Origin of the sequence: Halomonas sp. ML-15, from assembly GCF_014779595.1 — a bacterium.
Lineage (GTDB): Bacteria > Pseudomonadota > Gammaproteobacteria > Pseudomonadales > Halomonadaceae > Franzmannia.
Genome location: NZ_JACXZT010000018.1, coordinates 130492 through 155722, shown reverse-complemented (window position 1 = coordinate 155722; position 25231 = coordinate 130492). Strand labels below are relative to the sequence as shown.

The following is a 25231-nucleotide window of genomic DNA, read 5'->3' as shown; positions in this document are numbered from 1 at the left end:
CTGGTGGTGGCGGCCGACGGCTCCATCACGGGTGATGCCACGGTCAACGGCGGATACTTCGATGTCGATGGTGAGATGGACGGTCAGGTGACGGTCAACGCCGGTGGCTTTCTGGGCGGTTCCGGCACGCTGGGTGAACTGCGGGCCGGCAGCGGCAGTGTGGTGCGGCCGGGCAACTCCATCGGCACGCTCAACGTGGCGGGCGACTATACCTTGGGCAGCGGCGCCACCTATGAGGTCGAGCTGCGCGGCGGCGGCAGTACGCCGGGCGTTCACAGCGATCTGATTGCCGTTGCCGGCGCCACTACGCTCGAGGACGGCTCGCAGATCCTTGTGACCCCAGAGAACGGCACCGACGACGGATCCATCGGCTACGCCGATGGCTCCACCTATACCATCCTCACCACCGGCGGCGGGTTGACCGTGGCGGGCGACGGGCCGGTGATCAGCGACGACTACGCCTATCTTGATTTTGCCGGCAGCTTCGACGCCGACAACTACTACCTCACCTCCCGCCTGATCGATGGCGCCACCTCCTTCTGCCTGCCGGGCCAGAGCAGCAATCAATGTGCCACCGGCGGCGGGGTGTTCTCCCTGGGGGCTGGCAACGCGGTATATGACGACGTCTTGAACATGAGTTCGGCGCAGGCTGCCGCCGCCTTGGACCAGCTGTCCGGCGAAGGGATCGCATCGGCCCAATCGGCCCTGCTGACCAGCACCGACCAGGTGCGCGACAGCCTGATGGCGCGCATGCGCAACGCCGGCAATGCTCCCGGCAGCAGTGACGACCCGCTCTGGCTGAGCATTCTTGGCACCAAGGTGGCGTTCGACGGCGATAGTAATACCGCTGACCTCGACAGCCGCGACTGGGGCTTTCTGGCCGGTCGGGATGCCAACCCCAACTGGCTGGGCGACGACTGGAGGCTCGGTCTCTCGGCTGGCTACACCCGCACCGACTTCTCGGTGGACGACCGCCTTACCTCCGGCGAAAGCGACAATCTTCACCTGGGGCTTTACGGAGGACGGCAGTGGGGCGCGCTCGGCCTGCGCCTCGGCGCTGCCCACAGCTGGCACTGGATCGACACCGAGCGCAGCGCACTCGGCCAAGAGCTGACCGGCGACACCCGCGGCCGGACGCTTCAAGGGTTCGCTGAGCTGGGCTACGCCTTCGATACCGGCGCGGCCAGTGTCGAGCCCTTCGCCAATGCGGCCTGGGTGCAGCAGCGCATCAGCGGCTTCGACGAGAGTGGCGGTGCGGCGGCGCTCTCGGTGGACGACGCCACCAGCGAGACGAGCTTCACCACGCTTGGGGTGCGCAGCAGCGCGCCGCTTGCCCTGGGCGACAAGGCGGTGAGCCTTAACGGTTCGCTTGGCTGGCGTCACGCGCTGGGGGATCTGGAGCCCCAGAGCACGCATGCCTTCGCTGGCGGTGACCCCTTCACGGTCTCTGGTACGTCGATCGATCGCAACGCAGCGGTGGTCGAGGCGGGTCTCGATCTGTCCCTTTCCGACACCACCAGCCTTGGTGTCAGTTACGACGGGCAATTCGGCAACGATACCCGGTCCCACGCTGGCGGGATCCGCTTGACGCACAGGTTCTGAGATAGCGACGGCATTGAAACCATGCCGAGCGGTATTGTGCCGGCTCATTCACAGAGCCGGCCCGTAGCGCGGATGTCGAGGGGCTCGTGCGAGCCATTTCGATGACACCCTGCTTGCCGATACCGTTCGCGCCATCGAGCTCTGCAAACGCGGCTACCCGCCTAGGCAGTATATCCCCCCGCGAAGACGTACGAATGGATCTGCTGACCCGCTCCGACACCGTGACCCACTGCCCCTTCAAGGGCGATGCTGCATACTTTTCGTTTAGCGAAAACCAGGACGTGGCGTGGAGTTATGAGCAGCCGGCAGAGGGGATTGAGGAAATTGTGGAGGAGATGCCACAGAATAAGTGAGAGAGTGCTATTTTTGATCAGTGTTTAGCCATGCCGAGACTCGCCGAAAATTTTCACACAGCCTCAGCCGCTAGTGGATAAGGATATCCAATCATAATTAAATGCTTAAGTTATTTCGAAAAACTTCCTTTCTTGAAGTATAATAATATTAAAGATTAGATTGGTTGTATGTCAATATGGTCCTGTGCAATAGGCTGTGAATGTATTCATATAAGACTGATTTCAAGGTTGTGTTTTAGTCTCTTAGACGGAATAAGTTATTAGGCCTGGTGATTCAAAAAATGGAAATGAAATTCCAGCTTGACACTGGCGGGGAGTTGTGATAAAAAAATTGTAACAATAATGTCATAAATAAAGAGTGCGCCATGTTGTTACAGATTAATAATCTTGAGAAAAAATATAAGAATGGATTGGTTGCATTGAAAAGCATTAATTTATCAGTGCCTGAAGGTGAAGTGATGGCGCTGATAGGGCCGTCTGGTGCGGGAAAAAGTACTTTCATACGCTGTATAAATAGACTTGTCGAGCCTACCGCCGGAGAAGTCATCCTTGATGGAACCAATATCTGCATACTTGGAAGCAGAGGCTTAAGAAGTGCGCGAAAGTCGATTGGCATGATTTTTCAAGAGTATGCACTGGTTGAGCAACTCAGTGTCATGGAGAATGTGCTTACCGGGCGCCTTGGCTATATTGGGTTTTGGAAGAGCGCTTGGCGCCGGTTTCACCCAAATGATATCGACAAGGCCGTGCGACTACTAGAGCGTCTCGGGTTAAAGGATTACATAGATACGCGAGCAGACCGACTGTCGGGTGGTCAGCGCCAACGAGTGGGGATTGCCAGGGCATTATTGCAGAATCCTAAACTATTGCTGATTGATGAGCCGACCGCAAGTCTTGATCCTAAGACGGCACGAGACATCATGAGGCTGATTGTTGAGCTGGCTCACGAGCACAACGTTGCAGCAATTATAAATATTCACGACGTCACGCTGGCTAAAGCTTATGCAAAGCGGATCGTGGGGTTATCTGGCGGTGAAGTGGTTTTTGACGGAGTACCACAACAGCTGGACGATGACTCACTAACCGTCATCTACGGTTCTGAGAGCTGGTCGGACAAGCACCAAGAAGATAGTCCCGAGCCACTCCATGAGATAAAGGAGTGAGTCATGGCCGAAGAAAATACTTATAAGCTTAAGACTTGGTCAAAACCACCCCTAATTCGTGCGGCATGGCTACGCTGGTTGGTTTTGGTGGGCACGCTTGTATATCTGTTTGCCGCAGGTAGAACGATTGAGGTTAATTTCTCACGCATTTCTCGCGGGCTTGATCATGGTGTCGCCATGGTCTCTGCCTTTTTGCAGCCGGATTTTACGTCTCGAGGCTCACATATTGTAGTTGGCGTTTTGGAAAGCCTTACAATGACGGTGGTTGGTACCATCGTTGGTATAATAATTGCCGTGCCAATTAGCCTTGGGGCGGCAAGGAATATATCACCTTTGCCGATATATATGTTTTGCCGCTTCTTTCTGATGGTGCTTAGAAGCCTGCATGTTGTTATTCTTGCTTTGTTATTTGTTATTATGTTCGGCTTCGGTCCATTTGCGGGAGTGCTGACCATAATTTTTAATGGTGTGGGCTTTATTGGGAAGTTGCTCGCTGAAGGCATTGAGAATATCAACAAAAAGAGCTTGGAGGCTGTCCGGGCCAGCGGCGCTTCATGGCCACAAGTGGTAATTTATGGTGTTTGGCCACAAATTGCAGCCCGCTTCACAGGACTTTCAATATATCGCGCGGACCAAGCATTTCGTGAGTCTACGGTAATTGGTCTTGTCGGAGCCGGAGGTGTTGGCGCTGTACTCAATACGGCGTTAGGGCGCTACGATTATAATACTGGCGCAGCAATATTGATTGTCATCATTGTTATGGTTTTGATTGGCGAATATGTTTCTAGTAGCCTGCGGGGGAGACTTACCTGATGCCAGTTACTCAAACGCAACAAGGTTCTCGCTGGGTACGTCATAGCTCTCGCGATGTGCTCGTTCGCTACACAGTGTTGCTGCTGACATTGGTGGCTTTCATAGTGGCCATGCGGTTTATCTCCGGCCAGACTATGTGGGTATTTGTTTCAGATGCACCCCGGCAAGCCGCAGATTTTACCGCTCGAATGTTTCCTCCTGATATTGGTTTTTTCCCTAGAGCAGTAGCCGCTCTGTGGGAAACGATTAATATCGCAGTGTTTGGCACTATCCTGGGTGTTATCATTGCCTTGCCGCTTGCTATTCTTTGTGCAAAAAACACTACACCTCACTCTAGCATTAGAGCCGTAGCGCTAACTCTGTCGGCGGCCTCTCGTTCAGTTACAAGCTTGATATGGGCGCTACTACTGGTTCAGGTGGTTGGCCCAGGGTTGTTGGCGGGGGTTCTTGCAGTAGGAATACGAAGTGTCGGTATGATCACGAAGATCCTTTATGAAACAATTGAAGAAATCGACACATCCCCCATTGAAGCAGTGAAGTCCACTGGTGCAAGTGAGACTCAGATATTTCTTTACGGCTATATGCCGCAATTGATGTCGGCTTTTGTTGGTATTACAGTATATCGGTGGGAAATCAACATTCGCGAATCGACGATCATCGGTATAGTGGGGGGAGGAGGTATTGGATTCCTTTTGAACTCGGCGATAAATCGTTTGGCCTGGGATCAAGTGAGCGTTATTTTGATAACGATACTGGCATGTGTGTTTTTTGCAGAAATTGTATCTGCAAAAATTCGTGCTGCAGTCAATTAGTAAGGAGGCAAGGTGGTCTGTATCGGTGGTTTGCTGTGTTGAGCCACATTATGATGTTATAAAACGACGACATTGGAGTATGCTGGTATGAATAAATATAACGCCAAATCATGTTCGGTAGCCATTGGCTCAGCGGTAATGCTGGCTTTTTCTAGCGGAGTGCTCTTCGCTGATGAGCTTGATAGTCGCTATACAGATAGAACTGGCAATCTTGTTGCTGATCCTCCTGAGGACGAGTCTCAATGGCTTGATCCAGATGTGCTGGTATTCGCCTATTCACCAGTAGAAGATCCGGCGGTTTATGAAGAAGTATTTGCAGAGTTTACTGAACACCTACAATCTGAGCTAGATAGGACTGTTCAGTGGTTTGGTGTACAAAGTACATCCGCTCAGATAGAAGCAATGCGTGCAGGCCGCCTCCACGTTTCTGGTTTTGCTTCTGGCTCGGTGCAAGATGCGGTTAATATGGCAGGGTTTGTGCCTCAGACCGCAATGGGTACCGAAGAAGGCATGATCGGCTATCGAATGGCTATTATTAGCCGTCAAGATAGCGATGTTCAGTCTCCCGATGATTTGTCGGGTCAAGAGCTTGCCTTTGTTTCGGAAAGCTCTGGGTCTGGTTACTTTGCTCCTCGTGCTTTGCTATACGAGGAGTTTGACATGCTGCCTGGAGAAGACTACGACGTAGTTTTCTCAGGTTCTCATGATAACTCGATCCTGGGTGTATATATGGGTGACTATGCTGCCGCACCTGTGGCTGACGTAGTCATTGACCGGATGTATCAAGGCGGAAGAATTGAGGATCCTGAGGGTTGGCTCCACACTGTATATGAATCACCGCTTTTCCCATCCACGGCTTACGGTGTCGCGCATAATTTGAATCCTGATCTTCAGGAAGAAATAAAGCAAGCCTTCTTAAGTTTTGATTGGGAGGGGACAATGCTCTCCGAGCAGTGGGAAGAAGAGGATCAATTTGTAGAAATTGATTATCAGCAAGATTGGGAAATCAGCCGTGTTATTCGTCAAGGAAGTCAGACAGTAGCAGAATTGCTCGGTGAATAATGTTTAATGCCGGGTGGTGCGCTATGTGCCGCCTCTGAGATGGTTGCTTGGGCTGACTGGTGTATCTACCCAGTCAGCCCACTTACCTCCTTCGTCACCGCCTCATCCAACATCCCACGACCCGGCCCCACCAGCGTGAGCCAGTGCTTGGCGTGGGCGAAGCCGATGTCGAACAGCTTCCGTGCCAGTATTGGGGGCGGGGCTGGTATCAGGCATCGGGCATCGGGCATCGGGCATTCGCGCGTCGCTCAATTCTGCATGGGGATGTCATCTTCCCACCGGAAGCCGATACCACCGCCTTGCCAGACCCCTTCACCTGACGGATTGGGCCCCTGTATATCGACGTGTTGCGGCAGCCCGAATCCCGGCGCAAGGTCTTGCACGCCGCGAACGGTGCTGCGGTGCATGATTCGCAAGCCCTGCTCCTCGACAGGCAAGTGGGCCTCAGGCGCAGCTCGATGGGCCACGGCGAGATTGTCGATGAATACGCAGTCGTTTTCCTGATACTCGTAGGCGGTGGTGTATCCGTTCTCCAGCCCGGCATTCAGGATGTCGTTGTATTCACGGCAGAACTGCTGCAATTCTTCCGAGTTCAACAGGCGAAAGGCATCGTCATCGGGCAGCTTTTCGATCACCGCCCCTGTCATGCCCAGATGCAACCAGATGCACTTGCGTTTGGATACGGGATGCTCATGCACCACGGGGTGAACGACGCCTGACGCGGAGTTCACCGAGGAGAGCCGGCTCCAGTACTCCTTCCGATCCTCCGGGAGCGCGTCATAGGCGGCACCCTGATGGGCGAAATACGTCCCTCCGCCTTTTTCGGCCGGCCGGATGATGTGGTAACCCGAGTGCGAAAAGGTGTCCGCGTTGAAGCTGCCATCATTGTGCCATTGCGGTCCCACCCCCGGGATCCCGTGACGTTTATCGTTCGACAGGCGGAAGATATGTCGGTTGCCATCAGGGGTCGCCGGGTGGACGCCATGCGTGCTGTGCAGCTCCTTGCCTCCCCACCAACAGCTGGCGCGGAGAAAGCTATCGGCATCCAATGGCTTGGCGTTCTTGAAAACCAGAAACCCGCGGTTCGCCATCTCGCATTCCAGTGCGTCGAGAACGTCGGGCGGCGGCGCGTCCTTGGATGACAAGTCGATGCCCTGTACCTGCGCACCCAGGGGATCCAGAGGGGTGATGGTTCCACCGAAGGCTTCGATCGTGGCAACGCGGGACGAATCAAGGGGCGGTAGCGTCGATTGACGGGGTTTCATGCGGGCCTCCTGTGGTTCAGCTCGATGCAACAAGGATGAGCACAACGCCGTCATCCGAGCACAGGATGTATGTATGGATCATGCTGACAGAGACGATCCTGTTTTCCAAACGCGCGACAAGCGGATCTTGAGGCGCCTGTTGCTGGCGAGAATGGGGAAAAACCACCTTTGATAGCCGACAAGACCGGCGGACGAAGCACTGCGGCACACTCACCCTCCGGTTCGCGAACGCTTGGGTAGACAATCCCATCAGCATGGGCCTCCCAGGCCTTGCGACCGAAAGCTTGGCCAGCTTTCCAGCCATCCGGGGCCAGCAGGTGGGCGGCTCCGGGAGGGTTTCCGCGCAAGTCGAAGAGTTCGCCCTCAAGGTTTGCCAGGTAGACCCGCTGCTGGAGCTGACGCCTTCTACGACGACGACGCGTTGCCCATTCAAGGTCGATGCCGTGTACTTTTCCTTTGGCGAACATCAAGATGTGGCGTGGAGTTATCAGTCGGGCAGCTCTAGGCCGCCACCCATGCTAGGCTAAGCCATGGATAGCCATAGTGATCAGCTTCCCGAAGGCTCGACGTTGCTGAGGTAGCGCAAGATGAACCGAACCAAGACGTTACAGCTGTTGCGAGAACACCTGCCGTCGCTATCCAGCGAGTATGGCGCCACCTCGTTGGCGCTTTTTGGCTCCATGTCGCGGGATGAGGCTCGCAACGACAGCGATATCGATATCTTGGTGAGTTTCGACGGCCCGGCGACTTCGGCTCGTTATTTCGGGGTGCAGTTCTACCTGGAGGATCTGCTGGATCATCCGGTAGATTTGGTGACCGACAAGGCGCTACGTCCCGAGCTGCGGCCCCATGTTGAGCGTGAGGCAGTGCGTGTCTGATTCTCGTCTCAAGCGCGAATGAGGTGCCATTCCCTACTCCCTGCCTTGTTACTCGTTATTATCGTCTTCAGCCTGCTCCCGACGTCTCTGCATGGCATCGCTGAAGGCGGCCGCCAGGATGCCGGTGGGCATGGCGATCATGCCGATGCCGACGATGGCGGTCAGGCCGGCAAACAGCTGCCCAGCCGCGGTCACCGGCGTTACGTCCCCGTACCCCACCGTAGTGAGTGTAGCCACGCTCCACCAGAGCGCTCTGGGAATACTCCCGAAGGCCTCGGGCTGATGGCTGGCTTCCAGGACATAGATCACGCTGCTGGTGACGATCAGCAATGCCACCGCCACCATCAGGCTCACCGTGAGTTCGTAGCGCCGCCCGCGCACCGCCTGATAGAGGTCGCCGATGGCGTTGGAGAAGCGCCCCAGGCGCGCGAGCCTGAGCAGGCGGATCAGCTTGAGCAGACGCAAGGCGAAGGCATTGACTGCCCCCATGGTCAGGAAGAACGGTAGAATCGCCAGCAGGTCGATGATTGCCCATGGACTAACCATAAAGCGTAGGCGCCCAGCCAGCCCTCGATAGCGAGGATCTTCGCCGGCCGCGATCACACGCGCGACGTACTCGATCAGAAAGGCCAGCGCCAGTGCTGCCTCGGCAGTGACGAAGGCGCTAGGAGCCAGCGCCCGGACCAGCGGCTCCGTCTCCAGAATGGTCAGTGCCGTGGCGAGGATGATCAGCACCGCTATCAAGCGGTTGGTGATCGATAGCCCAGGAGAGTCACGAGCGGTGGGCTCAAGCATCAGGTACAGGCGACGGCGCCAACCCGCATAGGGCCTGGCCTTGTGGTTATCCAATGGCTGCATGCATTTCCCCTATCCCGTCGCCAGCCCGTAGAGCGGATGTCGAGCTGCCCGTTGATGGCAAGAATGGGACTAATCAGCTTTGGGTGCTAGGCTGAATCTAATAACACTATAACGACAATGCCTATACGCAATGGGATGGCGCTATGCCAACGGCTTCCACCGAGCCCCGCATCACCCTGCACCCGCACGCCCGACGCGTGCGAGTCATCATTGATGGCACCCTGCTGGCCGATACCACCCGCGCCATTGAGCTTCGCGAACGGGGCTACCCGCCGCGGCAGTATCTTCCCCGCGACGACGTACAAATGGATCTGCTGACCCGCTCCGACACTGTGACCCACTGCCCCTTCAAGGGTGATGCCGTGTACTTTTCGTTAGGCGAGCGCAGGGACGTGGCGTGGAGTTACGAGCAGCCCGCAGAGGGGATGGAGGAAATTGTGGAGAGGTTGGCGTTTTATGAGGGTGATGACCAATGACGGCTTTCGACCCAAGGTGGCTATGCGGGGGAGGTTGTCGCCTTATCGCAACTGCCGTGTAGGCTGGTGCCTACGGTTACTGGGTAACCTCGATGTCATGAGTGTAAGCGATTATCAGCACTGAAAATGGCGGTAAAGGTGATAAAAATGACACAGTAGAAAATGGGGTAAGAGTTTTCAGCTTTTAACTCGGACGTTCAGGGATTATATTAGATACGGGGTTAGCATGTTATGGGGCAAGTCGAGGCACAACAGCATAAGCCGTGGAACCCGGAGGATCCAGAGAAGGAGTTTTGGATTCTTTCACTTTCAGGTGGGGGATATCGAGGTCTTTTCAGCGCCGAGATATTGAAAGCGCTTGAGGATGTGTCTGGTGGCCCGCTAGCGAATAAATTTGACCTGATCGCAGGGACTTCGGTAGGAAGCATCTTGGCGTCAGCTGTAGCAAAAGAGCTTCCCGCATCACAACTTCCCTCCCTGTTTACTGAACATGGTGAGAAAATCTTTGCAGCCAGAAGGTTACTTGGCGGTTTAATAAAATCACCTGGCGTCTTTGCATCTAAGTATAGAGCAGATGCTTTAAAGAAATTTTTGTCGAGAGAAGATTTATTGTCATCATCTACCTTCAATGATCTACATCATCGGTTGATTATACCGACTATCAATTTAAGTAAAGGTGGACCACAATATTTCAAGACTCAGCATCATCCAAGATTCACACAAGACGGTAGGCGCAAAATCATAGATGCAGTCTTAGCGTCATCTGCTGCACCGATGTACTTTCCTGTATATAAGTTTGATAACAATAGATATGCCGATGGGGGGTTAATTGCCAACTCTCCTCTTCTGGCGGCTATTCATGAAGCTGTATATATATTAGGTGTTCCTAAGGATAAAATAAATGCCGTTTCTATTGGCACCATGGGTGGACATTTAACGATAGACCCAAAAATGAAGCTAGAAGCAGGCTTGAAACAGTGGGGAGTTAATATTGTCCTAATGCAGATGACAGCGCAAGAAGTTATGCAAGACTTCATGGCTGGGCATGTTATTGAAAGCAGGGTAATAAACTTGGATAAGCGTCAGAGTAAAGAGCAGTCTGGTCGAATTAGCTTAGACAGTGTCGATCATAATGCTCAAGAGGTTCTTCAGGGAAGTGCTAGCACAGTTGTTCAAGAAAAACTGCACGACGACAATATTCTGTTCAAGAAATGGAAGGAGCATGTAGCTGAACAACCGATTTTCTTTAACCAGGAGCCCTAAAGATGGCGAATTACAGTCAAGTGTTCAACAAAAAAGCGGAACCCAAATGCTACCTCAAACAGCTAGACCCCAGCGAAAATGACGTAGAAAAGCTGATGGAGGCTAAGCAAAAAATTCGCTCAGCCCTTCGGCAGGGGCTTAGAGAAGCTACTGAGCACCATTTTGGTGCGGGTAACGGTGTAACACCGCGATTTTGTACGCAAGGGTCATGGGTCTATAGGACATGCAATGCTCCTTGCCAACCACATCAAGAAATGGATTTGGACATTGGTGTCTATCTCCCCATGGAAAACTGGCGTGATGGAGATACTACACCTTCAGATGCTGCTGATATCTATTTTGGTATGGTTGAAATGTGCCTCAAGCCTTTAGCTAAATCAGAGGGATGGACCTTCGATAACAAGCCAGCCTGTGTCAGGCTTAAACTAAACAATGGAATTAAGGCTCATGTCGATGTCCCTCTTTATGTGGCACCGAAGAAAGAATTTCTTCAAATCAAGGAGGAAGCTGCTGCTAAATTAGCACAAAATAGAGCTTTTGACTCTTCCCTTGAGGTGTGCCGCGAGCAAGAGTGGTCGGAGTTAAATCATATAGCTTTGGCAACACGAGATGAAGGGTGGAAGCTATCTGACCCTCGCAAAGTCGCCGACTACTTCAAAAAGCATTTTTCGCGGGACAATGGAAAGCAGTTGCGCCGAATCTGCCGTTATTTAAAGGGGGCAAGAGATCACTCCTTTTCCGATGGTGGTCCTTCGTCTGTACTTCTGATGGTTTGTGCATCTTGGGATTGGGTCAGCTATCCAGAAAGAGATGATCTTGCGCTACTAGATGTTCTTGAGCAGTTGGGCGCTCGGTTGCAGGGCGAAGTGGTTGAACCTGTCATTCATGCTGAGGAAGATTTGAATCGTGTCCCGATGGATAAAAGGGGAGAGGTTAAACAATGGGTTGATTCGCTATATGGAGCTTTGAAAAAGGCTACAGAGAATCGAAACCCTGATTATGCAACTAGCCATTTGCGAATTTTGCAAAGCTATTTGGATCATCGAGTACCACAAGATCCTGAGCTAATTGCATGGGCTCCAGGGGCAGCTGAAATCAGCTCTACACCTGCTCAAGCACGCCCTCAACCTCAAAATCACGAAGTTACTTCAGGATAGATTAAACATGGAAGTTAAGCTGGCCATAGAAGATTATTTGATATGTTGTGGTTTTAAAATAGACTCAACTCCTGGTTTCCTGGAGAGTCGATGTTTCTTTGGCCAGCTTGACCGAGAAGGAATCGATCCAATCAACGTCATAATTCTGATCTATGACTGGACGTTATCAACGTATCCGGTCATTTTTCTTCAAAAAGGTGAACGATATTACAACTCAAGAAATGCCCATATCAATTACGACAGAAGTTTGTGTTATATGACTCCAGGTGATGCAATAGTATTAAACTCTCTTTATCCTGAAAGTGCTATAGAGCTTTGCTTGGTATCTGCCTCAAAGCTTATTGCGAGATTAGATTCCAATGATCCCTCTCTTCTAGATGAATATAGGGACGAATTTCACGCTTATTGGTTAAATGATACGTCTCTTATTTATTCATATGACAATCTCTCATGTTCTTATTACCAATTATATTTTGGGCCTAGGAAAAAGCGATCCCTGTGGCTAGTGCCTATTGGTTACAATGCTGAGCATCCTCTGTTAAAAAACATTCTCCATGCTGGATTTAGCAATGCAGTGGGACATGCTTTTGTAATCGCCGTCGATCAAGACTGGCCAAAAAATACCACGGTACCTTTGCCAGAAAATTTACAAGAATTTCTTGAATGGGTACGGCTCAATAGTCCTAATAAATTGCAAGAATTTGTGGAATTAACAGCAAATCCTATTTTTTGGATATCCAAAATTCCAGCTGTTATTGTAAAAACACCTAGCCATGCATTGGTTGCTACTTTCATGGCTGGAGCAGATTCAAAAGAACCTTTAAAATTACCTTGGAATGAACTTCATGCATGGGGAGGTTATAGGCTGTACCAGCCAAAAAACCCTCTTCTTAAAATTCCTATAAAGAGGTGTTATGTAGAAGATGCTAGTAAAAAATCCATACATTCAAGAAATGGCAATCCTAGCCTTTCTGATCAGAAAGTTCTGGTGATTGGCGGAGGTGCAATCGGCAGCTTTCTTGCCGATGCTTTAGCTATGGTAGGAGCGGGATCATTTGGAGGAAGTATAACTATCCTTGATAAGGAGGAATTAGAAACTGGAAACCTGACACGTCATACACTCGGGATGCGAGACCTTAATAGCTCTAAAGCCGAGTCAATTAAAGAAAAGATAAATCGTGAAATGCCACATGTGGTTGTTAATAGCATTGCCGGTGATGCGCAAGAGCATCTACATTTTGATTTCGATTTGATCATAGATGCTACAGGCTTTGAAGCTTTTTCACGGTGGCTGAATAAGAGGCACATAAAACATTTGCGTGGTGGCGGTAGTACGCCTGTTATTTATGCTTGGTTAGAAGGTGAAGGTATGGCTTGGCGATCTCTTTTGGTAGATAATACTGCTGGTCATGCGTGTAGAGAATGTCTATATATTCATAGTGAGGATGGAGCGAGGGAGCTAAGATTTCCCCATAGTGATGAGCCTATCAATTATCGAAACGTTGGTTGCAAAACTATTATTCCATATGCGGCGACAGCAGCCATGCAGGCAGCTTCTTTAGCTTGTGAGGTAGCGGTCGATTGGTATCAGGGTATCGACGCTCCTCGTTTCAGAGGTGGTCAGAGATCTGGGCGTTATTATGATAGCTTCGTTGATCATGACCTAGAGCAGCAGGAGGATTGCCCATCGTGCAGCCTGACTTAGTATTGTCCCCCCAAGCTGAGTGCAAAGTGGAGGCCGTTTTACTTCCAAGAGTAACACTTGAAGTAATGCTTAAGTACCGCCAGTCAGAAAGATCTATTCCCGAGTCGGGAGGATTGATATTAGGTAGAATACGGGGGAAGTATCTTGATATTTCAGATGTCACAGAACCTGGTAGGCATGATTATCAATCCCGCTTTAAGTTCATCAGGCGGGACTGTAGTCATCATCAGATTGCTCTTAAGACCTGGGAGAGGGAAAATAGTGAGGTCGGTTATCTCGGAGAATGGCATACTCACCCTGAAAAAACCCCTAGCCCCTCACCTATTGACTTATTGGGGTGGAAGAAGGTCGTTCTTGATGGTCATAGCCCCTATTGTTTTTTCGTTATTGTGGGTGTTCAGTCATTCTATTTTTGCATAGGTTATCTAGATCCTAGTGGCAAAGTAAGATTTGAGGTTTTTAATTAGTAAGCTGTTTCCTGATGATGGTTTGGTATGTGTTCCGTTAGCGTTTAGGAGTAAAATAGGAATTCCCCTGTGCATGTTTTTACTATAGTTAAAATTGCAGTAAGTATTGAGCCAAACTGGTTCTGACTTTCCGGTCTCTAAGTTAAATCAGCCCCGCTGGCTCTCAGTAAAGAGGCGTTCTGCAACCTCAAAACAGTCGACTCCCTCACAGTCTCGCGAAATCAGTTCTAGTTCTAGGTCTCCATTAGTCGGTGTGTTAGTCCAATAATGTCCCCGGAGTCGCTTGGCGTTATCAATTAGTTTCAGTTCTCCGGCACCTGAGGTAAGTTTTTTCTCTCCCTGGTATTGTCTACGAAGCTCGAATACATAACATAGGCGGGTTGCCTCCGTCCTTTTGTTTTGAATCAGGGCTTCAAGCTTGGACTCTCCCTCCTGGAACTTGGTGAAAGATTCAATCGAGATCGTCAGATAGGTTTGGCGAACCACAAAAATAATAGGTATCTCTAGCGAGGGTCCATTGTTATCAGACCGTGAGAAATCAGAGCGAAGCTTTCCCCGCCATACCCCGTGGACAATCGGGCGGCGCATCCATCTTGCAATTCTTGGGGATCTCCAAGCAAGCCTAAAAAATGTTCCGAAAAGAAGGGTTGTGCTTGCTAGGCTGTAAGTGACAGAACGCCAAGCCATAGCTAATACCGGGTAGTCAAAAGGTAGGTGTAGAAAATATAAAAGCACGGCAAGGCCTGCAGCAAGCCAAAAATACACTTTCAGAAGTCGTTGTAACTCTGCTTGCGTTAGGCTTAGGTTATTCATGGTCTGAGGCCGCTTTTTCTAAAATATATCCATTTCTGTATACAACAATTTCGCCTGTTGTTCCAATGATGCCTACATAGTCGATATCTTTAATCATTGAAACAGTTAAAGCTGTCATTTGCCTTGCTCCACTAGGCCGGTTATCAGGTAGTTGTGACAGAGTGCTTAAAGGTGGAGCAAGAAATCTAGACAAATGCGTCAATGTCCTAGATTGTGTCTCTATCATATGGAACCCGTCATGCCAGGGAGACGCGATATCAGATATTTTTACTAGTGTACGGGCAATCGCACTAATCCCCAAAATCGGTAGCCGGGGGCTTGCTGCATTCAAGTTACCAAGGGATGCACTGGGTAATTCTTCAAGCCCTGAGTAGAATACTATACCGACCCCAGTGAATGAGTTAGATCTCCACAGGTTGATCTGAGTCAAAAGGAGGTTAGGGAAGCTTTTATCTGCCAATATCATGCTGTGCTCTTGAATAGTTGGTGTTATAGCCATTGTTTCACGCTGGAATAAATTTATAAGGCGAACTTTATGTGCCATGCTTTACTAAACGAACACCCCTGCCTGAAACCCTCCCCAGCCCACTCACCCTGACCACCTCCCTCGTCACCGCCTCATCCAGCATCCCACGTCCAGTCTCCACCAGCGTCAGCCAGTGCTTGGCGCGGGTGATTCCGGTGTAGACGAGCTCCCGCGTGAGGATGGGGTTGGGGGCGTCGGGGAGCAGCAGGGCGGTGTGGGTGAATTCCGAGCCTTGGGATTTGTGTACCGTCATGGCGAAGACGGTTTCCACCGCCTGCAGGCGGCTGGGCAGTACCCACTTGATGTCGCCGCTGCCGTCGCTGGCGGGGAAGGCGACGCGCAGCAGGGGGCGGCGTGGTTGCTGTGCTGTGCTGCGGGCGTCGGGCACGGCGAGTGTGATGCCGATATCGCCATTCATCAGCCCCAGGCCGTAGTCGTTGCGGGTGACGAGTACCGGGCGGCCTTCGAACCAGCCCTGTTCCAGCTCCAGGTCGCTTGCCTGGAGTAGCCCGGCGCGGCGCAGGGCGCGGGCGATGCGCGGGTTCAGGCCGGCGATGCCCCAGGGGCCTTTTCTGAGCGCACACAGCAGCTGGAAGTGGCCGTGGGCATTGAGCACGGCGCGGGCCCAGTCGTCGAAGGGTTTTCGTGCGTCGCCCTCGCCGAAGCTGGCCTGGGCGGGGCGCTGCTGCTGCATTACCTCGAGATAGTGACGGTAGCCCAGCGGCGGGGCTATTGGCTCGCCACGGCTGTCGTGGCGGCCTTCGCCTTGGTTGGCGAAGCCGGCCGGGTTGCCGTTTACCACCAGGCGGTCCACGGCCGGGTCATCCGCGTCTGCCAGGCGCAGGCGGGCGAGGTCGGCGTATTCCCGCTGGAATACGTCGCTTACCGTGCGTTTCTTGTCTTGGGTGCTGTGATCGGGGCCGAGCGGGCGGTTAACCGCTTCGGCGAGCTGGCCGATGCCGCTGCTGGCATCGAAGCGGTGGCTGACCCGCAGCATGGCGATGGCCTGGTCCAGCGGCTGGCCGTCTGCGTCCTTGTACTGCTCGGGAATCGGCGTGCCGGTCACGGCTTCCAGCCACTCGGCAGTGGCGGGGGTGTAGTGGCCAGCTTCGGCGCGCTGGCAGAGGTCGCCGAGTACGGCGCCGGCCTCCACCGAGGCGAGCTGGTCCTTGTCGCCGAGTAGGATAAGCCTTGCCTTGGGCGGCAGGGCGGTGAGCACGGCGGCCATCATCTCGATATCCACCATGGAGGCTTCGTCGATCACCAGCGCGTCTAGCGCCAGGGGGTTGCCGGCGTGGTGGCGGAAGTGGCGGGTATCCGGCCGCGAGCCCAGCAGTCTGTGTAGTGTGGTCACCTCGGTGGGGATGCTGTCGCGCAGGGTTGAGATATCCACACCCTGTTGGCCCACGGCGCTGGCCAGTTCCACCAGTGAGAGGCCCTGCACCTGCTTGGCGATGGATTCGTTGAGGCGTGCAGCGGCCTTGCCGGTTGGGGCGGCCAGGCGAATGCGCAGCGGGCGCGGCGAGCCGGCTTCGCCCAGGGCCAGCGCCTGGAGCAGGGCGAGCAGCTTGACCACGGTGGTGGTCTTGCCGGTGCCGGGGCCGCCGGTGATCACGGCGAAGTGGGCCTGGGCGGCGAGGGCGCAGGCGGTTTTTTGCCAGTCCAGTTCGGTGGTGGTGAATAGGGCATTTAGAGCCGTGGCGAGGGTGCCTGTGTGGGTGGCCTGGTCTGGGCGCCTGGCGGCGCCATCGCGACTGAAGTCGCTCCTACATTGGGTACTGGTGAGGCGGTCGGTGATGCGCTGGCGGATGTCTTGTTCGTACTGCCAGTAGCGGCGCAGGTAGAGCCGCGTGTTGCCGTTGTGTTCGGCACGTACCAGCGGGGTGTTGCCTGGGGCGTTGCCGTCGGCGATCAGCAGCGGGTGGTTCAGGGCGGCGCGCCAGGTGGCGAGCTCGAGCCCGGCGAGGACGTCGCTGGGCAGCGGCGGCGGGTCGCTGAGGTCGTCGCCTTCCGGGGGCAGCGAGAGCGCCAGGTCCGGGGAGGCCAGGGTCTGGGCGAGGTCCAGGCACACGTGGCCGCGGCCGAGCTGGTGGCTGGCGAGGGCGGCGGCGAGCAGCAGCAGGGGAGAGGCGTCGTTCACCTCACGCTGCAGGAATACCGCCAGGGCCCGGTCCAGCGCCCGCAGCCAACCGCGGGCGACCCAGCGGTCGAGGAGGGCGGTAAGCGCGGCCACATCGTGCAGGGCCGCGCTGGCGTCTTCGGCCTGAGTGGCCGGTTGAGCGACCTCTTCGGGGCGGGGCGCGTCGTCGAACAGATCGGGGGTGGGGCCTTGGGTCATGCCGGCGTCTCCGTGTCGGTCGGCGCCTGGGCGGCGGCGTGGCCCTTGCCCTGGAACAGCGCGTCCATGGCGTCGATCAGCTCCCGGGGCGGGCGCTCGGCGTAGACGCCGCGGCTCTCGGCGTTGCTGCCCCTTAGGAAGACGGTGAGCGAGCCGCCGATATGGCGGTCGTAGTCGTAGTCCGGCAGGCGCGCCTTGAGCAGGCGGTGCAGGGCGAGCAGGTAGAGCGAGTACTGCAGGTCGTAGCGCTTGGCGGCCACGGCCTGGCGCATGGCGTCCATGCTGTAGGCGCTGTCGTCCGGCCCCAGGTGGTTGGATTTCCAGTCGGCCACGTAGTAGCGCCCCTCGAACTCGAACACCAGGTCGATAAAGCCCTTGAGCATACCGTTGAGGGTATCGGCGTCCAGCGCTACCCGTGGCGTGGCCTGGGCGCCAGGGAGTGTGTAAGCACTTACGAGGGCGTCCAGGCGGCGGGTGTCGACGCGGCTGGCGGCGAACCAGAACTCCATCTCCACCTGGTAGTGGGTCAGCGTTTCGAGCCGCAGGCTGCCGGCTTCATCGGGAAGCGGCAGCGGGGCGCTGAGCAGCGCACCGAACCAGTCGTGCAGGGTGGGCAGCCACTGTTGCCAGCCGCGCAACTGGCAGCGCCGAGCCAGGGCGTCCTCCCGAGCCGCGGGGTCGGCGGCGGCGCGGGCGAAGCCCTGTTCGCCGGCCCACTCCATGATGCCGTGGAGGAAGGTACCGGGCCCCGGTCCTCTAGGAAACCTGTGAAGCGAGGGCAGCGGCTCGCTCTGGCCGCTGTCGCGGGGCTCCTCGAGCACTTCCAGGGCGGTGGCCTCCATGGCGGTGGCGGGCTCCGGCAGGCTGACGCTGTCGGCGGTGCCGCTTGGCTGGATCTCGCTGCCATGCGGAATTGGAGGTAAGTCAGCCCTTACTGGGGCGGCCATGGATTCAGGGCCTGAGGTTTCAGCAAGGGCCTCGGGAGACATCGCCTCGCCGGAAAGGCGCAGCGCCGAGTAGCTGGCGATCCACCAGTGCTCGCGGGCGGCGCGCTGGGGCGTGCGTGCCTCGCCCAGGGCCGGGGCGTCGCTGCCCAGGTCGATGACCTGGGCGTGGGCCTGGGGCGCCGGTTCGATCTGGATGGCCTGGCACGCCTCGCTGCCCTCGCCCTTGAGCCGGGTCAGCGCCGCGCCGAAGCCAGCAGTGACGATGGCTTCGCCGTTGGTAAGCACTTGCCCCATGGCGCTGCCTTCCAGCCCCTTGAGCGGCGCCATGCCCAGCCAGGTGGCGTGGCGGGCGCGGGTCAGGGCGACATAGAGCTTGCGCAGGTCCTCGCCCAGGCGCTCGCGGTCGACGACGGCGAGCATCTCGTCGTCGGCCTCCAGGCTGATGCGTAGCCGGCCTTCGGCGTCGTGCCAGCGCAGCGGGGCGTCGTCGGCCTTGGTGGGGCGGTGGCCGCAGATAAACGGCAGGAACACCAGCGGGTACTCCAGCCCCTTGGACTTGTGGATGGTGATCACCTGCACCAGGTCGGCGTCGCTCTCCAGGCGCAGCTTGTGGGTGTCGCCCTGGCCTTCCGGGTGAGCGATGGACTCGGCCAGGAAGCGGATCAGGGCGTGCTCGCCGTCGAGTTCCTGGCTGGCCTGTTGCAGCAGTTCGCCCAGGTGCAGCAAATCCGTTAGGGAGCGTTCTCCTTCCGAGGCCGGCCCACCGGCGAGCAGCCGGGTGGCGATGCCGAAGTCGTTGATCAGCCGCCGCACCAGCGGCAGCACGCCCTGGCGCTGCCACAGCTTGTGGTAGTCGCGGAACTGCATCACCCGGCCTTCCCAGGCCAGTTCGTCGGCATTTAATTTGTCGAGGTCGGCGATATCCAGTCCCAGCGCGGGCATGGCCAGGGCGGTGTGCAGCTTGCGGGTGTCGTCGGGCTCGGCGCAGGCGTGCAGCCAGGCTTCCAGCTGCGGCGCGATGGGCGAGGCGAAGACCTTGTCCTTGTCGGAGAGGTAGACGCTCTTCACCCCGCGCCGGGCCAGCGCCTGGCGAATCGCCCGCGCCTCGCCCAGGCCGTTGACCAGCACCGCCATATCGGAGGGCTTGAGCGGCTGGAGGTCGCCTTGCTCATTCTGGAAGCCGCTCCGGCCGCTTTGCCCCTCGTTGAGCAGCTCGACCATATGCGAGGCGCAGCGCTCGGCCATCACGCCGTGGTAGGCGGTCTTGGAGAGCGGCTCGTCGCTGTCGAGCTGCCACAGGGTCATGGCGGGGAGCGGCTGGCCGCGGCGGGTGAGTACGTCCTTGCGGCCTTTGGCGCCAACGGGCGTGAAGGGGACGGGATTGCTGCCGTCGCTCTCCTTGAACAGAAAGGCCCCCGGTGGGTGGCGCTCGGCGAATTCGAAGCAGCGGTTGACCGCCTCGACCATGGCGGTGCTGGAGCGGAAGTTGGTGCCCAGGGTGACGTGGCGGCCTTCGGTGTCGCGGCGGGCGCGCAGGTAGGTGTAGATGTCGGCGCCGCGGAAGGCGTAGATCGCCTGCTTGGGGTCGCCGATCAGGAAGACGCCACACTCGCGGCGGTTCTCGCGGATGCAGTATACGCAGTCGAAGATGCGGTACTGAACCGGGTCGGTGTCCTGGAATTCGTCGACCAGGGCGACCGGGAACTGGCGACGGATCTGGGCGCTCAGCGCCTCGCTGTTGGGGCCGGCAAGTGCCCGGTCGAGGTGCGTCAGCAGCTCGTTGGGGCCCATCTCGGCGCGGCGCTCCTGCTCGCGGTCGAGCCGGGCGCGGCACCAGTGCACGGCGTGGGTGAGCAGGTCGGCGTAGGGATCGGGCAGGGCGTTGAGCTCTTCCTGCAAGGCTTCCAGCGCGGCCAGCGCCGGGTGGTTGGGCGGCTCGCCCTTGAGCCAGATATCCGCCATGCCCTGGGGCGTGAGGCGCTTCCAGGCGGCGTCGGTGAGGCCGGGCCAGGTGGCGTCACCCTGGCACCAGTCGCGCAGCGCGCCCAGCCAGTTGGCGCGGCTGCGGGCATTGAAGCTCTGTCCCTTGAAGGCCTTCTGCTGGGCGGCCTCTTCGAACAGCGCTTCGCACTCATCGACCCACTGGGCCCACGGCGCCTTGAGCTCGGCCAGGCGCTGGGCGGTTTCGCGGCTTGCGTTGGCTACCGTCTCGGCGGGCGGCGGGGCGTTGCTGTCCAGCGCGGCGCACTCGGGCATCAGGCCGCGCACGGCGGCGTGCAGTGCCTCGGGGGACTGCCAGTGGCGCACCACCGCGGCCAGTTCGTCGGCGCCGAGGGGGTAGTAGAAGCTGCGCCAGTAGTCGCGCACCACCTCGAGCTCCAGCTCGGTCTGGTCGTTTTCCAGATTCAGCGAGAACAGGCTGCCGCTGTCGAAGGCGTGCTCGCGCAGCATGCGGTAGCACCAGCTGTGGATGGTGGAGACGGCGGCCTCGTCCATCCACTCGGCGGCGAGCTGCAGGCGCCGGGCGCAGGCGGGCCAACTGGCGGGGGCGTACTGGTCGCGGAGGGCGATCAGCAGCGGATCTTGTGACGTCGGGGCTGATCCTGTCCTACCTTGGTCAGACGCTTCGTCAGCAGGATTTCGCGGAGGCGCTGTGAACCCATCCCTGGGCGCTACCGATGCCATCCCTGGCATAGGACCTCCGCTACATCCTGCTCCCGAAGCTTGGTCTAGAAAGACAGAAGCAGCTTCCACTAGTCGCGCCCGAATCCGCTCGCGCAGCTCCTGGGTGGCGGCGTTGGTGAAGGTGACGACGAGGATTTCCGGCGGCGTCAGCGGGCGCTCGAAGGCGGCGTCGTCCTCGGCCGAGCGGGCGCCCAGCACCAGTCGCACATAGAGCAGGGCGATGGTGAAGGTCTTGCCCGTTCCGGCGCTGGCTTCGATCAGGCGGCTGCCGTGCAGGGGAAACTGGAGTGGATCGAGCGCTACTGGCTGTGCGACGTCGCTCATTTCGTCTCCCCCCTTCCTTCTTCTCTCTTCTCTCTTCCCTCTTCGCTCTTCCCTCTTCTCTCTTCCTTCTTCTCGCCCTTCTTGTCCCCTTTCACGGCCAGATGCACCGGGGCGAGCAGGCGTTCGGTCAGTTGTGCGAAGCCGCCGGCGTCGTGGCGGGCTTCATAGAGCGCGGTAAAGCTGGGCCAGCGGTGGGCCAGGTAGGGGTTGCGGCCCACCTCTCCGGCGTTGAAGTCGTCTCCTTCGTAAGCTTTGCGGGCGGCGTGCCAGGCATCGCTGTCGCGCTCGGACTCAGGCGTCCCCAACTTGCTCAGCCAGACGAAGGCGGTGCCGATGGCCAGCGGCAGCGGCGCCTGCATGCCGGCCTGCCACGCCTTGATGATCTCGCGCAGGTGTTCTTTGGCCACTTCCGGGTCGAGGGGCGGCAGCGTCACATTTCCCGCCTTGGAGAGCAGTTGGGTGGTCATGGGCTCGCCACTCAAATGGCCGGATAAGTGGGCGACCCAGGGGCGCAGCAGGTGGTGCCAGTGGTACTTGCCCTTCTTGATCAGGCTGCTGCTGGAGAGCAGCAGACGGCAGCGCTGGCCGTTGGCGTCGCGGCGCAGTTCGTCGAGCCAATCCTCGAGGGGCGGGGCGCCGGGGACGTTGAGTCGCACCGGCTCGGGCTCCGCCACGGCGTGGGGCCACTCCTCCAGGGCCGCCTCATAGGCTTCGAACAGCTCCGGCATCGGCTCGATCAGCTGCTCGCGCATGCGCTCACCGAAGGCGCCCATGGCGAGCACGCCCTGGCCCTGCAGGCGGTCGAGGGCGTCGAGCATGGCCGGTTCGCGGGGCTGGCCGGCGTCCACGGCGCGGCGCTGCACCTGGATCAGCAGGTCCTGCAGCTGCCAGTTGGAGAGGCCGTCCAGGGTGAAGGGTTCGTGGTCGAGGCTGGTGAGGTCCTCCTGGTCGAGGAACACCTTGAGCCGGGTGTTGAAGAAGGCCCGGGCCGGGTCGCGCAGGAAATTGCCGAGCTGGACCAGCGTCAGAGGCGTTTCGTGCTTGAACGCTTCGAGTGCCTCGTTGGCTTGTGCCGGGGCCGCCTCGGCGTGCACCTCGTGCCACTCATGGGCGTAGGTAAACAGCCGCTGGTCGGCGACGCTGCGGGCGGCGTGCTGCTGCGGGGTGGCGAAGTAGCGGCGACTGAACGGCTGCAGCGGGTGCTCGGTGGTAAGTGCCACGAGCAGCTCGCCGTCGTCTTGTGCTTGCCAGCCGGCCTTGAGGTGGTCGCGCAGCTGGCCGACCAGCACCGAGGGGGGCTTCTCGTTGTTGTCGACGATGCTGCGCCCCACCCAGCTCACGTAGAGCTGGTCGCGGGCCGAGAGCAGCGCTTCGAGGAACAGGTAGCGGTCGTCCTCGCGGCGGGAGCGGTCGCCGGGGCGGTAGTCGCCGTTCATCAGGTCGAAGTCCATCGGCGGGTGGCTGCGCGGGTAGTCGCCGTCGTTCATGCCCAGCAGGCAGACGCGCTTGAAGGGGATGGCGCGCATCGGCATTAGGGTGGCGAAATTGACCGCGCCGGCCATGAAGCGCTGGGAGAGGCTGTGCTCGTCGATCTGGGCCAGCCAGTGTTCGCGCACCACCGAGAGCGGCAGGTCGCGGGTCAGCCCGGCCTCCTCGGCGCTCTCCTGCCAGGTCTGCAGGGCCTGTTCGAGCTGCGCCAGCATCAGGCTGTCCTGGGCGTCGTCGCCGCTGAAGCTCTCCTCCAGCAGCTGGCGCAGGCGCTGCACCCAGCCGTTCACGTCGGTGGGCTCGCGCAGGGCGTGCCACTGGCGCTCCAGGCTCTCCAGCAGGGTGGCCAGGGGGCCAGCCAGTTGGGCGTCGAGGCCGCCGATATCGTCGAACGGTTCGATGCCCTGCCAGGGGCCGGAGGCCGCCTCGCCCACGGCGTAGCCGAGCAGCAGCCGGCGCAGGCCGAAGGCCCAGGTGTTCTGCTCCATGCCGCCGGGCAGGTCGAGGCTGGCGCGCTGCTGGCCGTGCAGGCCCCAGCGGATGCCGGCGCCTTCGATCCAGCGGCGCAGGGTCGGCAGGTCCTCCTCGTCGATGCCGAAGCGGCTGCGCAGCGCCGGCACGTCGATCAGGTCGAGCAGCTCGCTCACCGAGAGGCGCAGCTCCGGCAGGCGCAGCAGGATCTCCAGGGCGATCAGCAGCGGCAGGCGGTGGCGGCTGCCCTGGTCGGAGAGGGTGTAGGGAATATGCCGCGGGTCCTCGCGCTCGGCTTGGACCTGCGCATACGGCGCCCTCTGATACTGACCAAAGACCGCCTGGATATGCGGCGCGTAGTGGTCGATATCCGGCACCATCACGATGATGTCCCGCGGGCGCAGCTGCGGGTCGGCGCTGAAGGCGGCCAGCAGCTGGTCGTGGAGGATCTCCACCTCGCGCTGGGGGCTGTGGGCGAGGTGAAAGACGATGGAGTTGTCGGCCTGGGTGTCCACCGCCGGCCAGGTTTCGCGGGTCTCGTGCAGCGGGCGCAGTTCGCGGATGTCGTCCTGCAGTTGATTGAGCAGGCGCGCCTGGCCGCGGCTGTTGACGAAGGGCTCGAACAGGTCGATGCGCAGCGAGTCGGCGGCGAACAGGCCGGCGTACTGCTGGCTGTCGTCGTGCTCGTCGAGCAGGCGCAGGTAGTCGCGGCCCTGCTTGCCCCAGGCGGCCAGCAGCGGCTGGGCGTGGAGGTGCAGGCTCTCCGCTCCGTCACCACTGGCGTCTCCGTCGCCGAGCACATCGAGGCGCTCCGGCATGCCGACCTTGCGCTGCTGGCGGCGGCTCGCGGCTCTCAGCAGCTCCTTGTGTTCGATGATATCCGCCCAGTAGTGCTGGCAGGGGTTGTGCACGCAGAGCACCACCTGGCAGCAGCGGGCGATGGCGGCCAGCGCCTCCAGTGCCTGTTGGGGCAGCGAGGAGATGCCGAACACCATCACCCGGCGCGGCAGGCCGGGCGGGCGGTGATTGGCGTCGAGCTGGGCGGCGGCGTCCATAAAGCGGTGGTGCACCATGGCGCGGCTGGAGGCGATGCCCTGGTCGCCGACGTCATTGGCGACGCTCTCACCCACGGCGCGCCAAAGGGCGGGCTGCCAGCGCTGGGCGTCGTCCAGTGGGCGGGCCTCGCCGCGGGCGGAGATCAGCACGTCCTCGCCGCGGCCCCAGGCGTCGAGCCAGTCGGCGCGGTAGACCTGGTACTGGTCGAACAGGTCGGCCAGGCGCTCGGCGAGCTGGTAGTGCTTGCGCAGGTCGTCGTCGTGGGCGAGGAACTGGCGCAGCGGGGCGAATTCGTCGCGCTCCATCAGCTCCGGCAGCAGGCGCAGCAGCCGCCACAGCAGATGGGACTTGTCGAAGGGCGAGGTGGCCGGCACCGCCTGGGGATCATGTTCCACATGGTTGAGCACCGCGCGGTAGGCCTGCCACAGGAAGCGCGCCGGCAGGGTGATATCCAGTGCCGCGGCAATGCCCGAGCCGCCGGTGCCGTCGTCCCGCTCATCTGCGGCCAGCGCCAGCTTGAGCCACTGGCTGATGCCGTTGCTCTGCACCAGGATCGTCTCGTTCTCCAGCGGGCCGAGCGGGTGGCGCTTCATCCACTCCACCGCCACGCCGCGCAGATCCTCCAGGCGATTGCCGTGGATGACCATAAAGCCGGGTGTTAGTGGCGTGGTGGCAAACGGCATGGCGTAACTTCCTGCGGAGGCAAGGC

Annotated in this window: 21 protein-coding genes; 13 read left to right on the top strand and 8 right to left on the bottom strand. The window is 58.2% G+C overall.

The features are described 5' to 3' along the window. The 6 genes from IEI94_RS11435 to phnD all read left to right on the top strand — a co-directional run. Positions 1-1602: autotransporter domain-containing protein (locus tag IEI94_RS11435; RefSeq protein ID WP_224750090.1), on the top strand; the 1602-nt coding region annotated here is incomplete at its 5' end. Positions 1603-1796: 194 nt separating this feature from the next. Then, a complete protein-coding gene (locus IEI94_RS22795; RefSeq protein WP_263574625.1) occupies positions 1797-1955 on the top strand; it encodes a DUF427 domain-containing protein in 159 nt (52 codons plus the stop codon). A 368-nt stretch (positions 1956-2323) separates the two neighbouring features. Next, positions 2324-3118: a phosphonate ABC transporter ATP-binding protein gene (gene phnC, locus IEI94_RS11425; RefSeq protein ID WP_191167466.1), complete on the top strand. Its 795-nt coding sequence runs from the start codon at positions 2324-2326 to the stop codon at positions 3116-3118. Between the two features lie 3 nt (positions 3119-3121). Then, a complete protein-coding gene (phnE, locus tag IEI94_RS11420) occupies positions 3122-3931 on the top strand; it encodes a phosphonate ABC transporter, permease protein PhnE (protein WP_191167436.1) in 810 nt (269 codons plus the stop codon). Beyond that, the gene (gene phnE, locus IEI94_RS11415) at positions 3931-4743 is read left to right on the top strand and encodes a phosphonate ABC transporter, permease protein PhnE (protein ID WP_191167435.1); all 813 of its coding nucleotides are present in this window, start codon (positions 3931-3933) and stop codon (positions 4741-4743) included. Before phnE (IEI94_RS11420) ends, phnE (IEI94_RS11415) begins: the two co-directional genes overlap by 1 nt. An 87-nt stretch (positions 4744-4830) precedes the next feature. Further along, complete coding sequence (gene phnD, locus IEI94_RS11410; protein WP_191167434.1) at positions 4831-5805, top strand: phosphate/phosphite/phosphonate ABC transporter substrate-binding protein; 975 nt, start codon at positions 4831-4833, stop codon at positions 5803-5805. 248 nt (positions 5806-6053) lie between these two features. Here the strand turns inward: phnD and IEI94_RS11405 are convergent, their stop codons facing one another. Both IEI94_RS11405 and IEI94_RS11400 read right to left on the bottom strand, forming a co-directional pair. Then, entirely contained in the window at positions 6054-7070 is a 1017-nt protein-coding gene (locus IEI94_RS11405) for a TauD/TfdA dioxygenase family protein (RefSeq protein WP_191167433.1), read from the bottom strand. A 50-nt stretch (positions 7071-7120) separates the two neighbouring features. Then, positions 7121-7417: an RES family NAD+ phosphorylase gene (locus IEI94_RS11400; RefSeq protein WP_263574624.1), complete on the bottom strand. Its 297-nt coding sequence runs from the start codon at positions 7415-7417 to the stop codon at positions 7121-7123. Here IEI94_RS11400 and IEI94_RS22615 point away from each other — a divergent pair. Both IEI94_RS22615 and IEI94_RS11395 read left to right on the top strand, forming a co-directional pair. Further along, a complete protein-coding gene (locus IEI94_RS22615; protein WP_263574623.1) occupies positions 7325-7597 on the top strand; it encodes a DUF427 domain-containing protein in 273 nt (90 codons plus the stop codon). The genes IEI94_RS11400 and IEI94_RS22615 overlap by 93 nt on opposite strands. Positions 7598-7657: 60 nt before the next feature. After that, positions 7658-7948, top strand: a complete 291-nt coding sequence (locus IEI94_RS11395) for a nucleotidyltransferase family protein (RefSeq protein ID WP_191167431.1) — start codon at positions 7658-7660, stop codon at positions 7946-7948. Positions 7949-7996: 48 nt separating this feature from the next. On the opposite strand, the gene IEI94_RS11390 is transcribed toward IEI94_RS11395, so the two are convergent. Next, positions 7997-8806 carry a potassium channel family protein gene (locus IEI94_RS11390; RefSeq protein ID WP_224750087.1) on the bottom strand — a complete coding sequence of 270 codons (810 nt, stop codon included), beginning with the start codon at positions 8804-8806 and terminating at the stop codon, positions 7997-7999. 143 nt (positions 8807-8949) lie between these two features. Between IEI94_RS11390 and IEI94_RS11385 the strand changes: the two genes are divergently transcribed. From IEI94_RS11385 to IEI94_RS22960, 5 genes are all read left to right on the top strand, one after another. After that, the gene (locus IEI94_RS11385; protein WP_191167430.1) at positions 8950-9282 is read left to right on the top strand and encodes a DUF427 domain-containing protein; all 333 of its coding nucleotides are present in this window, start codon (positions 8950-8952) and stop codon (positions 9280-9282) included. 231 nt (positions 9283-9513) lie between these two features. After that, positions 9514-10545, top strand: a complete 1032-nt coding sequence (locus IEI94_RS11380; protein ID WP_191167429.1) for a CBASS cGAMP-activated phospholipase — start codon at positions 9514-9516, stop codon at positions 10543-10545. Between the two features lie 2 nt (positions 10546-10547). Next, the gene (locus IEI94_RS11375) at positions 10548-11702 is read left to right on the top strand and encodes a CBASS cGAMP synthase (RefSeq protein WP_191167428.1); all 1155 of its coding nucleotides are present in this window, start codon (positions 10548-10550) and stop codon (positions 11700-11702) included. 7 nt (positions 11703-11709) lie between these two features. Beyond that, positions 11710-13407 carry a HesA/MoeB/ThiF family protein gene (locus tag IEI94_RS11370; protein ID WP_191167427.1) on the top strand — a complete coding sequence of 566 codons (1698 nt, stop codon included), beginning with the start codon at positions 11710-11712 and terminating at the stop codon, positions 13405-13407. A gap of 65 nt (positions 13408-13472) precedes the next feature. Beyond that, entirely contained in the window at positions 13473-13874 is a 402-nt protein-coding gene (locus IEI94_RS22960) for a Mov34/MPN/PAD-1 family protein (protein WP_412030909.1), read from the top strand. Positions 13875-14021: 147 nt separating this feature from the next. Here the strand turns inward: IEI94_RS22960 and IEI94_RS22955 are convergent, their stop codons facing one another. From IEI94_RS22955 to recC, 5 genes are read right to left on the bottom strand one after another with little or no spacing between them, the layout of a single operon-like run. Further along, positions 14022-14687 (bottom strand): hypothetical protein, encoded by a 666-nt coding sequence (locus IEI94_RS22955; protein WP_191167425.1) that lies wholly within the window; start codon positions 14685-14687, stop codon positions 14022-14024. Continuing rightward, entirely contained in the window at positions 14680-15231 is a 552-nt protein-coding gene (locus IEI94_RS11355; protein ID WP_191167424.1) for a hypothetical protein, read from the bottom strand. Before IEI94_RS11355 ends, IEI94_RS22955 begins: the two co-directional genes overlap by 8 nt. Then, complete coding sequence (gene recD, locus IEI94_RS11350; protein WP_191167423.1) at positions 15221-17551, bottom strand: exodeoxyribonuclease V subunit alpha; 2331 nt, start codon at positions 17549-17551, stop codon at positions 15221-15223. Before recD ends, IEI94_RS11355 begins: the two co-directional genes overlap by 11 nt. Beyond that, complete coding sequence (gene recB / locus IEI94_RS11345; RefSeq protein WP_191167422.1) at positions 17548-21507, bottom strand: exodeoxyribonuclease V subunit beta; 3960 nt, start codon at positions 21505-21507, stop codon at positions 17548-17550. Before recB ends, recD begins: the two co-directional genes overlap by 4 nt. After that, complete coding sequence (gene recC, locus IEI94_RS11340; protein WP_191167421.1) at positions 21504-25205, bottom strand: exodeoxyribonuclease V subunit gamma; 3702 nt, start codon at positions 25203-25205, stop codon at positions 21504-21506. Before recC ends, recB begins: the two co-directional genes overlap by 4 nt. Positions 25206-25231: the final 26 nt, after the last annotated feature.